This is a genomic window from Gillisella taibaishanensis (assembly GCF_001938985.1).
Classification (GTDB): domain Bacteria; phylum Pseudomonadota; class Alphaproteobacteria; order Rhizobiales; family Rhizobiaceae; genus Allorhizobium; species Allorhizobium taibaishanense.
Map to the genome: position 1 here is coordinate 422,073 of NZ_MKIN01000020.1, position 12,704 is coordinate 434,776.

Consider the following 12,704-nt stretch of genomic DNA (forward strand, 5'->3'; position numbering starts at 1 on the left):
CTCGGCTCCGGGCGCTGCATGTTGCGCCCGGAGCATTTTATTATTGATTATTAGCGTGTCGGGCCGGTCATGAGGACATTCACCAGCGTATCTCTCCGCAGACGAGACAGTCTTGCTCTCCTGGGCCTTGGGGCGCTGGGCCTGATGCCGGGCGTGGCACGGGCGGCACGACCGCTGATCGATTTTGACCATCTCTACGGCAAGGTCGGCGTGCTGGGCCTGGAGTTTTCCGATACCGTCAAACAGGCTGCCGGCAAGCAGGTGGCGATGCGCGGCTTCATGGCGCCGCCTTTGAAGGCGGAAGCGACTTTCTTCGTGCTGACCGAAATCCCGATGGCGCTGTGCCCTTTCTGCTCGTCAGATGCGGACTGGCCGGACAATATCGTCGTCGTCTATCTCAATGCCAAGCAAACCTTCGTACAGCCCGGCACACAGATCGAGGTGGTTGGCACCTTGGAGATGGGCTCCTGGACCGATCCGGAAACCGGCTTCGTGAGCCTGTTGCGGCTTAAAAATGCCACCTATGGTACGGTCTGAGCCAATGATGGCGCTTACTCTTGATGATGTCTCCGTCCGTTATGCTGACACGGCGAAACCGGTTTTGACGATAGCGTCGCTCGACCTCCCGGCCGGCGGGCAGCTTGCGATTACCGGCGGCTCTGGCTCGGGCAAAAGCACGCTCGTCAATGTCATCACCGGCCTGGAGCGCTTGCGCCAAGGCCATGCGCGGTGGAACGGCACGGATCTCGCAACGCTGTCCGAAGGCGCGCGTGACCGGTTTCGTGCGGCGCATATCGGCCTCGTCATGCAAGACTTTCATCTTTTCCCCGGCCTGTCGGCTCTCGACAACATTCTGCTGCCCGCCCGGCTCTCCCGGGTGGCTACAACCGAGTGCGTGGCGCGGGCGCAGGACCTGATGGGCCGCTTCGGGCTTGAGCGGTCGCAGCAGCCTGTCGAGACCATGTCGCGCGGAGAGATGCAGCGCGTCGCTGTGGCCCGCGCTGTGCTGAGAAAGCCGGGCGTGATCATTGCGGACGAGCCGACCGCCAGCCTGGATGTCGAGGCAGGTGCCGCCGTTGCCGATCTGCTGCTGGATCTTGCCGAGACCGAAGGCAGCACTCTTGTCGTCGTCTCCCACGACGCCCGTCTCGTCGAGCGCTTGCCTCGGCGGATCGAACTCAAGAACGGCGTGATTGTGCATGACACCGCAGGGAGCCACAAACCTGCCGGAGGTGATGCATGATCCGCTTCGTTCTCGCCGATCTCCGCCGTCTCTGGGCAGGAGCCCTGGTGATCTGCCTTCTGGTGGCATTGTCGACGGCACTGGGCGTTGCCGTCACATTGCAGGAGAGGGCGCTTCGCCTCGGCAGTGCCCGGGCGGCTGACAAGTTTGATCTTGTGATCGGTGCGGCCGGTTCGGAAACCCAATTGGTGCTGTCCTCGGTCTTTCTACAGCCTTCGCCTTTGCCACTCCTGCCGGGCACGGTTCTCGCGGGCCTGCAGACCGATCCACGGGTTGAGTGGGCGGCTCCGGTCGCCTTCGGTGACAGCTTTGCCGGTTATCCAATCGTGGGTACGACAACCCGCCTGATTGCGGCGACCACTCCGGGCTTTGCCGAGGGGAAGATGTTTACCCACGAAGGCGAGGCGCTTGTTGGTGCCGATGTGGCGCTGAAGACAGGCGACACGGTCAAGCCCATGCACGGCACCGCAGCCGAAGGCGGTCATACCCATGGCGAACTCGCTTATCATGTCGTCGGTCGCCTGAAGGCAACGGGCACCGCTTGGGACCGCGCCATTCTGGTGCCGGTACAGGCGGTCTGGCATATTCACGGTCTCGGCGAGGAGCATGAAGACGATCATGACCACGCCCAGAACGGCGCCGCGCATGAGGAACATGATGACGGCCATGACGATCACGATCATCATGGTCACATCGATCCGGATGCGCCGATCAGCGAGCAGTTCGACGCTCAAGACCCAGGCGTTCCGGCGATCCTCGTCAAGCCCAAGACCATTGCTGCCGCCTATAAGCTGCGCCAGGACTATCGCAACGATCGCACGCTCGGCGTCTTTCCCGGCGAGGTCCTGACCAAGCTTTATGCGACGCTTGGCGATGCAAAACTTGTCCTCTCACTCGTTGCCGCTGGTGCGCAGGTGCTGGTGGCAGGCGCACTGTTGCTGGTGACGGTGGTGCATATCGGCCAGCGCCGCAAGCAGATCGGCGCGCTCAGGGCCTTCGGCGCACCTCGCCTGTCGGTCTTCCTGATCGTCTGGCTGGAACTGTTCAGCCTGTTTCTCACCGGTATCGGTCTTGGCGTCGGGCTTGGCTATGGCGCGGCAAGGGCAATTTCGCAGGCGGTCAAGCAAGGCAATGGCTTTGATCTTCCTGTGGAATTCCTCCATCAGGACGCTTGGCAGATCGGCGTCATGCTGATGTTTGCCGCCCTGCTCTCCGCCCTGCCGGCCTGGCTTGCCTATCGCCAGTCCCCGGTGGCGGCCCTGCGTTCGTGACGACAGGACAGCATCGCGCGTTTCATCAAGCGAGCGATGCTGTGGCGCTCCAAATTATGCTGTAGGCACCGGCAAAAACGTTTCTGTTGCGTCACATAACCTTCATTGCCCGGCGATATGGAAGCCGTGTCGATATGCTGAGTCGCGGACGGTTTGCCCATGGGGCGGGCCTTGGCTCTTGAGGGGGTAATAATGCGTTTTGTGTTCACCAAGCGGCTATCTGTGGTGCTGGGTCTGACTTTGGCAGCTTTCAGCTTCGGATTGGGCGGGATCGCTCAACCGGTCGTGGCTCAGGATGGCATGGTCCTCGACAAATACGTGGTGCTCATGCGCCATGGCGTGCGACCGCAAACCAGCCTCAAGGAAATCGAACCGCTCTCCTCCAAGCCCTGGCTGCAATGGAATACGCCCGACGGTCAACTGACGCCGCATGGCGCGGAAGCTGTGGCGCAACTGGCCAAATGGGAAAGCTCCATGCTGCGCCAGCGCGGCCTTTTACCGGAAAAGGGTTGCCCGGCACCCGGTGCGGCCTTCGGCTGGGCGAATGGCTCGGTCAAACGCACCATCGACACCGGCAATGTCATGCTGGAGACGATGTTCCCAGGCTGCGGCCTGACCGTGGGCTTCAACAAGGTGGACGAGTCCGATGGCGTCGACAGTCTCTATGCTCCCTCTGATACCAAGCTTGGTGCGATCGATACTGAAAAGGCCAAGGCAGCCATTCTGGACGCGGCTGGTGGCGATCTTGAAAAGACGCGCGCCCGCGCCGCCAGCCTGATGAAGGAACTTGATGGCATCCTCGACTGCTGCGCGGTCTCGCTGTGTGACAAGGCTGATCCCACAAAGGCCTGCACGCTCTCCGAGCGGCCTTGGGCGATCAAGGTGAAGGAGGCCAAGGGCGAGAAGCCCGCCAGCGTAGAAGTGGTCGGCCCCTTGAAGGAGGCGGGCACGGTCGTTCAGGTCTTCCTGTTGCAATATGCCAATGGCTTTCCGGCTGAACAGGTCGGCTTTGGCCGGACCCCGAAGGCCGATGACATCATCCGCCTGTCGGAACTGCGCCAGATGAAATACGACGTCTCCGTGCGCGTGCCCTATCTCGCTGCCCGCGACGGTTCCAACATTCTCAACCAGCTTCTTCTGGCGGTCGCCGCAGATCCGGCCGCCGGTGCCGTGACGGATGGGCCGCCGAACGCGAAATACACGCTGTTTACCGGCTCCGATACCCAGCAATCCGAAATCGGCGCCATTCTCGGCCTGCATTGGCATATTCCGCCGTATGTGGATGACGAGACGCCGCCGACGGGCACACTGGCCTTCGAACGGCTGCATGATGCAGCGGGCAAGGCATTCGTGCGCATGTCCTTCATTGCTCCTTCTCTTGACCAGATTCGCGCGGCGTCGCCGCTTGACGGCAACAATCCACCGCTCCAGGGCGCCGTAGCCTTGCCCGGCTGTGAAGATCAGGCGATTAAGGGCGCTTGCCCGCTGGATCGGTTTCTAGCCATTACGCGCGCCAAGCTGGATATGACTGCAGTTGGGCCGCAAAACTATCGGTCACCGTTCAAGTCATAAGACGAAAGCCTTCGTGAGGCATTGACTGGGCTACGCAAGTGTTACCGACCGTGCTTTGCCCTTTTGCTGGTTAATGTATCAACCGGCGCCAGCTGGAGTTCGGCTGCGACATGCTGGTCGCGACCGCCATGTTTGGCGCGGTAGAGAGCCGCATCAGCGCTTGCGATCAAGTCGTCGCTGTCATGGATGGAATCTGCCGGAACGGCCGCGACGCCGATGCTGACGGTGACGAAACCCTTGTGGCTGCCTTCATGGGCAATGCGCAAATCACGCACCGCTTGGCAATAGTGACGAGCAACGATTTCGCCGCCAGCTAGGTCGGTGTCGGTCAGCAAAAGCGCCATTTCCTCGCCACCATAGCGCGCTGCAATATCGGTGCCACGCTTTGCGGTCGCGCGTAACGCTGAGGCAACCTGGCGCAGGCACTGGTCGCCGGACTGGTGGCCGTAGCGGTCGTTGAACAGCTTGAAGTGGTCGATATCGATCATTAACAGGCAGACGCCCGATCCGGAGCGCCGCGAACGCGCCAGTTCGTGGCGGATATGCACGTCGAATGCGCGGCGATTATAGAGACCCGTGAGGCCATCGGTAAAGGCGGCCTTTTCCAAGGCGCGATTGGCTTGCCGCAGCATTTCCTCAGCCTGCTTTGCAACGGTAATGTCGGTAAAGACGATCAGCGAACCGCCGCCACTGACGCTTCTTGTCTGCGCTTCCAGCGCGCGTCCATCCCAGAGCTGGATCTCCCGCTTGCCCGGTTGCAGGGGCAGTGCGGGCATTTTATCGTCGGCTCGGTCGCAAGCGGCTGGCGCGCTTGCTGCTTCAGCGGGCAGAGCTTCTTCGCCCCTGGCGCGTGATGCGGCGATGATGTCGCGCAAATGGGCTCCGGGAACCCTAAGGTCCGCGGTCTTTGAGAACATCGCGCGGTAGCGCTCGTTGCAATAAACCAGCTTGCCCTGTCGGTCGAACATCACGAGACCGTCGGCCATGTTGGCGAGTGCATCGGTCAACTGCTGCCGGCTTTCGGCCAATTGACGTTCCAGCTCTTTCTGCTTGCTGATATCCCTGTTGTGGGTGACGAGCCCGACGATCCGGTCGGTCTTCGGTTCTCTGATCGGGTATTTGAGGGTGGAATACCAACCCTTGAGACCTAAGCTTGTCTCATAGCTCTGTTCAAGCAGGAGCGCCTTATCGGCATCGTACACCGCCTGCTCGTCGCTATGATACTGGCTGGCCAGCGCAGGGGAATGAAAATCGGCATCGGTCTTGCCGATCATGTCCTGCGGGTCCGCCAGTCCAAGCACATCGGCGGCGGCAGGATTAGCAAGGATGAAACGGCCTTCCCGGTCTTTGACCGTGAGGTTTTCCGGCATGGTCTCGATAATACTTCGATAAAGCTCCGCCTCTTGCAGTTTCGCCCGTTGCAGCAATTCCGCACGGATCATAAGGGCCGCGAGCAGTGCTGCCAGACATTGCATCGGCAACATGAGTGGCAAGCTGCTCAGCACGAGCGGCCATGTCTCCGGGGGCAGGACGAGGATGGTGATTTGCGGCACGATGACAAGGCCGACGCTCATCAACACGATCCGCCTGATGCTGAGGATGGCGCGATCGTCGCGCCATCCCGCGCAGATCCCGACTGCGGCAGCAAGAAGAATGGCAAGCGCCCCGGCGCCGGCCCCTAAGCCACCCTGAAACACCCGCCAAGTTACGGCCATGCCAGCCGACAGCACTGCTGAAATCGGACCGCCCATCAGGCCGCAGACGGCAATCGCGCTGGACCGCAGATCGAGGAACACGCCGGGGGCCACTGCAAGCGGAAAGAGCATCAGCAGAATTGTCGTCAGCCCGCCGATCAGTCCAAGCCCGACCAACCGATGTGCGGGGCTGTGACGCTCCAGCCATCCGTCTAACCGGCTCCAAAGCATGGAAAACAGCAGGACAAGGGCGATATTGACGAGCGTTTGCGTCATCGTCATGGTCATCTGATCCGTCGTCTCCTCCACGGCCTGGCGATGCATGCAAGCATGACGCGAAGGCGCCTCAGAGAGCATGCGAAGATGATCCTAGAAGGCCTTCGTTAATTTGTAATTTCGAACTTGATAATGTTTTCGTGCCAATTCGAGATGCAACTCCCGCGATGGACAATATGAGTTTTGCGGCCTGGCTTGCGGAAGCCGGTTCGTAACCTGTAATTGCGCCTGATCGCCCTTGAGGACGCGCCGTGTCGGGTCTACGGATGACGCATGTGACGACAGGATAGGGCAAGACATGACCGTAGCAGACGAGCAGGCCGCCAGTGATCTAAAGCCAATCGCGGCGGGGCCGGAGCAGCATTCGCTGCTGGATGATATTCAAGGGCTTCTGGCCGGCAGCATGCTCGCAGCCTTGGGCGTCGTCATGCTGTCGAATGCCAAACTGCTGTCCGGTGGCACGGCTGGCGTCGGTTTTCTGCTGCATTATCTCCTGGGTGTCGGTTTTGGTCCGATCTTTTTTGCCATCAACCTGCCCTTCTACTATTTCGCCTTCCGGCGCATGGGGCTCGCGTTCACGGTGAAGACCTTTATTGCGGTGCTGTTGACCTCGGTTTTGAGCGCGCTTCTGCCGAAGTTCATCGGCTTTGCCATGCTCGATCCGCTTGTTGCTGCCCTGTTTGGCGGGCTGTTGATCGGTACCGGCATGCTCGCCCTGTTTCGCCATCAGGCCAGTCTCGGTGGCTTCGGTATTCTGGCGCTCTTCCTGCAGGACCGGTTCGGCTGGCGGGCCGGTCTCGTTCAGCTGTGCTTTGATGCCATGGTTCTGGCGGCCTCCTTCTTCGTGGCAACGCCCGGCGTGATTGCCTGCTCCATTATCGGCGCCGTGGTGGTCAATCTGACGCTGGCCATCAACCATCGTCGCGACCGCTATATCGCCAGATAGAGTCTGTGAGGCTGACAGCCTCGCGATGGGCTGAGGCTCTTCGATCTGGAACGGAATTTGCTGCCCTGTTGTCGTTTCGGGCAAACTGGCGCCCAGATTTATCAATTGCTCAAGAAAGAGACAGACGATGCGACTTTTCCACTCCGCCCTTGCCGCGGCCCTGCTGCTCACCACCAGCCTTGCCAATGTCGATGCCCGTGCCGATGATGGCGCTCTTGCCGCCATCAAACAGGCCGGCGTGCTGCGCATCGGCACCACGGGTGACTACAAGCCCTTCAGCTACAAGGGCGTGGATGGCGATCTTGTCGGTGCCGATATCGCCATGGGCAAGGAACTGGCCGGAGACCTCGGCGTCAAGCCGGATTTCGTGATGACCACCTGGAAGACCATGCTCGACGACTTCAAGGCCGGCAAATTCGATGTGGTTCTGGGCGGCATCACCGTCAACCCGGCCCGCGCCGAGGTTGGCGATTTCTCGCTGCCCAATGTCAAGGACGGCAAACGCCCGATCGTGCGCTGCGAGGACAAGGACAAGCTGACGACGCTGGAGGCCATCGATCAGCCGCAGGTGCGGGTCATCGTCAATCCCGGCGGCACCAATGACAAATTCGCCCACGAGCATTTCACCAAGGCGCCAATCGAGGTTTTCCCCGATAACAAGGTGATTTTCGACCAGATCGCCGCCAATAAGGCGGATGTGATGGTCACCGACGGTGTCGAGGTCGATCTGCAGTCGAAACTGCATCCCGGCGTGCTATGCCCGGCAGCGGTCAAGGAACCCTTCACCCATTTTGAAAATGCCTATCTGCTGCGTAAGGACCCGGCCCTGAAAAGCGCCGTCGACGCCTTCATGGCCAAGGCGCTTGAGAATGGCGATTGGAAAGCCAAGCTCGACGCCGCCATGCAGTAACATTTAGAACGCTGTCCGGTTTGCGAAGCGAAAGCCAATCGCAAACCGGATAATCATGTACGCCCTGCTTCTTTTTCACGCGCTTTCGCCTATCTTATCGGCGTGTCAGATCCATCGTCCGCCCTTTCCCGTCTGCCCCCGCCGTTCCTGCGCTGGTTTGCGCAAAAGGGCTGGCAGCCGCGTGCCCATCAGCTGGACCTGCTGGAGCGGGCGCAGCGCGGCGAAAGCACGCTGCTGATCGCACCAACAGGGGCGGGCAAGACGCTCGCCGGTTTCCTGCCATCGCTGGTCGATCTCACCAGGCGCGGCCGTAAGCGGCCGGGCGAAGCCTTTACCGGCATCCACACGCTCTACATCTCACCGCTGAAGGCGCTCGCCGTCGATATCGAGCGCAATCTGGTCAAGCCCGTCGAGGAGATGGGGCTGCCCGTCACCATCGAGACCCGCACCGGCGACACGCCGCAGGCCAAGCGCCAGCGCCAGAAGCTCAATCCGCCGGATATTCTGCTGACCACGCCGGAACAGCTGGCACTGCTGATTGCCAATGGCGAAGCGCCGCGCTTCTTCAAGGACCTGCGCTATGTGATCTTCGACGAATTGCACTCGCTCGTCACCTCAAAGCGCGGCCATCTCCTGGCGCTGGGCCTTGCCCGGCTGCGCCGGCTGGCACCGGATCTGCAAACGATCGGCCTTTCCGCCACCGTCGCCGATCCGCCGGAGCTGCAGCGCTGGCTGGTGGCACAAAAGCCGGAAGAGCAGGCGCAAGCCGGGCTGGTGACCGTCGCCGGCGGTGCGCGGCCGCATATCACCATTCTCGACACCGAGGAACGCATTCCCTGGTCCGGCCATTCGGCCCGCTACGCCATTCCTGATATCTATGCGGTGCTGAAACAGTTCGCCATGACGATCATCTTCGTCAATACCCGCTCCCAGGCGGAAATGCTGTTTCAGGAACTGTGGACCGCCAATGACGACAACCTGCCGATTGCGCTGCATCATGGCTCGCTCGATGTCGGCCAGCGCCGCAAGGTGGAAGAAGCAATGGCCGCCAACCGGCTGCGCGCCGTTGTCGCGACATCGACGCTCGATCTCGGCATCGACTGGGGCGAGGTCGATCTCGTCATCCATGTCGGCGCACCGAAGGGCGCCAGCCGGCTCGCCCAGCGCATCGGCCGCGCCAATCACCGCATGGATGAACCAAGCCGTGCCATTCTGGTGCCAGCTAATCGCTTCGAAGTGATGGAATGCCAGGCCGCGCTCGACGCCAACTATCTCGGCGCTCAGGACACCCAGGCGGTTGGCGAGGGACCGCTCGACGTGCTGGCCCAGCATGTGCTCGGCATGGCCTGCGCCGCGCCCTTCGAGGCGGAGACGCTTTATGAGGAAGTGCGCTCGGCCATGCCCTATGCCTCGCTGCCGCGTGACACGTTCGGCCGGATCGTCGATTTTGTCGCGACCGGCGGTTATGCGCTGAAGACCTATGAGCGTTATGCCCGCATCCGCCAGACAAAGGACGGCACCTGGCGGATCGCCAATCCTGCGGTGGCGCAGCAATACAGGCTCAATCTCGGCACCATCGTCGAAGAGCCGATGCTGAATGTCCGTCTCGTCAAGCGCAATCATCTCGGCTCCATCGGCCGGGGCGGCATGACGCTCGGCAAGGTCGAGGAATACTTCGTCGAGCAATTGAGCCAGGGCGATACGTTCCTGTTTTCCGGCAAGGTCCTGCGCTTCGAGGGGCTGCGGGAAAGCGAATGCCTGGTCTCCAGCGCCTTTTCCCAGGACCCGAAAATTCCAGCCTATGCCGGCGGCAAGTTTCCGCTGTCGACCTATTTGGCAGACCAGGTGCGCGCCATGCTTGACGATCCCGCCCGGCGCGGCAACCTGCCCGATCAGGTGCGTGACTGGCTGGAAATACAGAAGCTGAAATCCGTGCTGCCCAAACGCGGCGAATTGCTGGTCGAGACCTTTCCGCGCGGTCAGCGCTTTTACATGGTGCTCTATCCCTTTGAGGGGCGGCTGGCGCATCAGACGCTTGGCATGCTGCTCACCCGCCGGTTGGAGCGGATGCGCGCCAAACCGCTCGGCTTCGTCGCCACCGACTATGCCTTGGCGATCTGGGGGCTGGAGGATCTGAGCTGGCTGGTCACCATGGGCAAGCTGTCGCTGGCCGAACTGTTCGAGGAGGATATGCTGGGCGACGACCTCGAAGCCTGGCTTGCCGAATCCTACATGCTGAAGCGCACCTTCCGGACCTGCGCAGTCATCGCCGGATTGATCGAAAAACGCCATCCTGGAAAAGAAAAATCCGGCCGGCAGGTGACGGTGTCTGCCGATTTGATCTATGACGTGCTGCGCGCGCATGAGCCTGACCATATCCTGTTGCAAGCCACTCGGGCCGATGCGGCAAACGGTCTTTTGGATATTGCCCGGCTTGGCGATATGCTGAAGCGAATCAACGGGCATATCGTCCATAAGCCGTTGGAGCATGTCTCGCCGCTCGCCGTGCCGGTCATGCTGGAGATCGGCCGTGAAAGCGTGGTCGGCGAGGCGCAGGAAGACGTGCTGGCGGAAGCCGCCGACGATCTGATCGCCGAGGCGATGGGGTGACGGCAAGTCAAGTAGGAAGCATATGGCGCAATTGGCCGCAGCATTCGCAGAACGTCCGCAGGGTAGGGACCTGACCGTCAGGATCGAGATATCAGGCGTTGAGGCACTGTGCGATCTCTCAGGTGCGATGTTCCTGCCTGCGGAGAGGCTGCTTGTCGTGTCGGACCTGCATCTGGAAAAGGGGGCGGCTTTTGCCCGTCGCGGTCAATTGCTGCCGCCTTACGATACGGTGGCGACGCTGAACAAGCTTGAGGCGGTGCTGGCGCGTTTCGATCCGGCGATCGTCATCAGTCTCGGCGACAATTTCCATGACCGGCAGGGCTCGGCCCTGATGCCCGAGATTTTCCGGCAGCGGCTGGAAGGCCTTGCGCGGGAACGCGAATGGATCTGGATCAACGGCAATCACGACCCCGATGGCGTCGAAAACCTTGCTGGTACAGTGGCGGACGAACTCGCCTATGGCGGTCTGGTCTTTCGCCATGAGCCGCTGCCCGGCAATCATGGCCGTGGCGAAATCGCGGGTCATCTCCACCCTGCCGCCACCGTGCGCCGGCGCGATAAGTCAGTACGCCGTGCCTGCTTTGCTGCCGATGGCGCCCGCCTGATCATGCCGGCTTTCGGCGTGACCACCGGCGGTCTCGACTTGCGGCACCGGGCCTTTGCCGGATTGTTTGCGCAGCAAAATCTGGTGGCGCATCTGCTGGGTCGCGACCGGCTCTATTCCGTCCGCTTCGACGGCTTGACCGGCTAAGAACACGGTACTGTAAGTTTTTACTTACGTTACTCTGGCCGCTCTCGCAGCCGCACAACGGTGACTGTGCACGGTGCCTTAGAAGCGACTTCGCCCGAAACGCTGCCGAGAAGCGCCCGTCTGGCCGAGTTGGCGCGCGCGCCCATGACGATATGGTCGACGCTGTTGTCGCGGGCATAGTCTAGGATGGCATTGGCTGGCGAGGTGCTTTCCAGCACATGGCAGGTGATCTGCGGCTGGTCCTTCAAGGGCGCCGCCCATTGCCGCAGCTTGCCCAGCCGCATGACATGCTTGTTATTGCCTTCCTCGTCCAGATCGCTGTCGAGATTGAGCCGGGCGATCTTGAGGATATTCAGGCAGGCGACGCGGGCGCCGGGAGAGCGTGCCATGATGCGCGACACCGTCAGCCGCATGGCATCGGCAAGTTCGGTGCTCGTGTCGCCAAGATCGAGCGCTACGACGATGATCGGTGCATTGGCAAGTGCCGCTGTTGCCACCTGCGGCTTCAAAAGTTCGATTGGGTCGGGATTGAAGCGGCGTTTCAACACGTCGGAAAGCCCGTCCTGCTTCAGCTTCTGCGCCCGCGCTGTCAGCGGCACGGCGGCGAGATCCTTAAGGTCGAGCGCCAGTTGCGCCGCCGTTGGCACCCGCCTTGCCGGATTGACCTCCAGGCAACGTAAAATCACCTCCTGAAAGGCGGGCGAGATCGCCGGATTGAGCGCGCGCGGCGGGACCGGATCGCGCCAGAGCCGACGCTTCAATCCCTTCAGCCGCTGGGGATCGCCGAAAGGCCGCTTGCCGGTCGCAAAGAAATACAGGAGCACGCCGAGCGCAAACAGATCTGAGCGGAAATCCGAGCGGATGCCGAGGATCTGCTCCGGCGCCATATAAGGCGCGGTGCCATATGGTAGCCGCAGTTCCTCGCCGACAAGATCCGGCAGGTCCAGATGCCGCGCCAAGCCGTAATCGACCAGCACCGCCTCGCCACTTTCACGAAACAGGATGTTGGAGGGCTTGATGTCGAGATGCACCACATGCTGGCGATGTAGGTCGGCAAGTGCCGTGGCAACCCGCTCGCCGATCCGCACCGCCTCCTCGACCGCGATAGGCAGGCTATCGAGCAGCGGATAAAGCGATTTGCCGGGCAGGCGCTCGAACACGAGGTAGGGCAGGCGGGAGAAATCGCCGCTGGCGACGAAGCGCGGCACATGCGGGCCTGCTAGGCGCGGCAGGATCATCTGCTCCATCTCAAAGCCGACGATCATCGCCGGATCGATACCGCCGCCCATTTCCGGCACTTTCATCAGCAACGGAAAGTAATAGTCGGGATGGGTCACGGCATAGAGCCGGGCCATACCACCCTTATGGGCCTGCTCCACCACTGTAAAGCCGTCGATGATGCTGCCGAGCTCGAGCTTGCTGCGCACCATG

The 12,704-nt window shown here is 61.4% G+C and carries 10 protein-coding genes; 8 read left to right on the forward strand and 2 right to left on the reverse strand.

All coding sequences use genetic code 11. The features are described 5' to 3' along the window. Positions 1–69: 69 nt before the first annotated feature. From BJF91_RS07180 to BJF91_RS07195, 4 genes are all read left to right on the forward strand, one after another. Positions 70–537 carry a hypothetical protein gene (locus BJF91_RS07180; protein WP_075613782.1) on the forward strand — a complete coding sequence of 156 codons (468 nt, stop codon included), beginning with the start codon at positions 70–72 and terminating at the stop codon, positions 535–537. Positions 538–541: 4 nt separating this feature from the next. Further along, positions 542–1,243, forward strand: a complete 702-nt coding sequence (locus BJF91_RS07185) for an ABC transporter ATP-binding protein (RefSeq protein ID WP_075613783.1) — start codon at positions 542–544, stop codon at positions 1,241–1,243. Continuing rightward, entirely contained in the window at positions 1,240–2,514 is a 1,275-nt protein-coding gene (locus BJF91_RS07190; protein WP_075613784.1) for an ABC transporter permease, read from the forward strand. Before BJF91_RS07185 ends, BJF91_RS07190 begins: the two co-directional genes overlap by 4 nt. 192 nt (positions 2,515–2,706) lie before the next feature. Beyond that, positions 2,707–4,086, forward strand: a complete 1,380-nt coding sequence (locus BJF91_RS07195; RefSeq protein WP_075613785.1) for a histidine-type phosphatase — start codon at positions 2,707–2,709, stop codon at positions 4,084–4,086. Between the two features lie 41 nt (positions 4,087–4,127). Here BJF91_RS07195 and BJF91_RS07200 read toward each other — a convergent pair whose 3' ends face one another. Next, positions 4,128–6,068 carry a diguanylate cyclase gene (locus BJF91_RS07200; protein ID WP_075613851.1) on the reverse strand — a complete coding sequence of 647 codons (1,941 nt, stop codon included), beginning with the start codon at positions 6,066–6,068 and terminating at the stop codon, positions 4,128–4,130. Positions 6,069–6,354: 286 nt separating this feature from the next. Here BJF91_RS07200 and BJF91_RS07205 point away from each other — a divergent pair, with 286 nt between their 5' ends. From BJF91_RS07205 to pdeM, 4 genes are all read left to right on the forward strand, one after another. Then, positions 6,355–7,002, forward strand: a complete 648-nt coding sequence (locus BJF91_RS07205; RefSeq protein ID WP_075613786.1) for a YitT family protein — start codon at positions 6,355–6,357, stop codon at positions 7,000–7,002. A 127-nt stretch (positions 7,003–7,129) separates the two neighbouring features. Continuing rightward, complete coding sequence (locus BJF91_RS07210) at positions 7,130–7,912, forward strand: transporter substrate-binding domain-containing protein (RefSeq protein ID WP_075613787.1); 783 nt, start codon at positions 7,130–7,132, stop codon at positions 7,910–7,912. A gap of 102 nt (positions 7,913–8,014) precedes the next feature. Further along, the gene (locus tag BJF91_RS07215; RefSeq protein WP_075613788.1) at positions 8,015–10,522 is read left to right on the forward strand and encodes a ligase-associated DNA damage response DEXH box helicase; all 2,508 of its coding nucleotides are present in this window, start codon (positions 8,015–8,017) and stop codon (positions 10,520–10,522) included. 22 nt (positions 10,523–10,544) lie between these two features. Further along, entirely contained in the window at positions 10,545–11,273 is a 729-nt protein-coding gene (gene pdeM / locus BJF91_RS07220; RefSeq protein WP_083943202.1) for a ligase-associated DNA damage response endonuclease PdeM, read from the forward strand. Positions 11,274–11,302: 29 nt separating this feature from the next. Here the strand turns inward: pdeM and BJF91_RS07225 are convergent, their stop codons facing one another. Then, on the reverse strand, positions 11,303–12,703 hold the full coding sequence (locus BJF91_RS07225; protein ID WP_075613789.1) for a bifunctional serine/threonine-protein kinase/universal stress protein: 1,401 nt from the start codon (positions 12,701–12,703) through the stop codon (positions 11,303–11,305). Between the last annotated feature and the right edge of the window lies 1 nt (position 12,704).

Bases quoted from the DNA above. Each gene is read 5' to 3' on its own strand.
- BJF91_RS07180 (WP_075613782.1), top strand. From the start codon at position 70: ATGAGGACATTCACCAGCGTATCTCTCCGCAGACGAGACAGTCTTGCT.
- BJF91_RS07185 (WP_075613783.1), top strand. From the start codon at position 542: ATGATGGCGCTTACTCTTGATGATGTCTCCGTCCGTTATGCTGACACG.
- BJF91_RS07190 (WP_075613784.1), top strand. From the start codon at position 1,240: ATGATCCGCTTCGTTCTCGCCGATCTCCGCCGTCTCTGGGCAGGAGCC.
- BJF91_RS07195 (WP_075613785.1), top strand. From the start codon at position 2,707: ATGCGTTTTGTGTTCACCAAGCGGCTATCTGTGGTGCTGGGTCTGACT.
- BJF91_RS07200 (WP_075613851.1), bottom strand. From the start codon at position 6,068: ATGACCATGACGATGACGCAAACGCTCGTCAATATCGCCCTTGTCCTG.
- BJF91_RS07205 (WP_075613786.1), top strand. From the start codon at position 6,355: ATGACCGTAGCAGACGAGCAGGCCGCCAGTGATCTAAAGCCAATCGCG.
- BJF91_RS07210 (WP_075613787.1), top strand. From the start codon at position 7,130: ATGCGACTTTTCCACTCCGCCCTTGCCGCGGCCCTGCTGCTCACCACC.
- pdeM (WP_083943202.1), top strand. From the start codon at position 10,545: ATGGCGCAATTGGCCGCAGCATTCGCAGAACGTCCGCAGGGTAGGGAC.
- BJF91_RS07225 (WP_075613789.1), bottom strand. From the start codon at position 12,703: ATGGTGCGCAGCAAGCTCGAGCTCGGCAGCATCATCGACGGCTTTACA.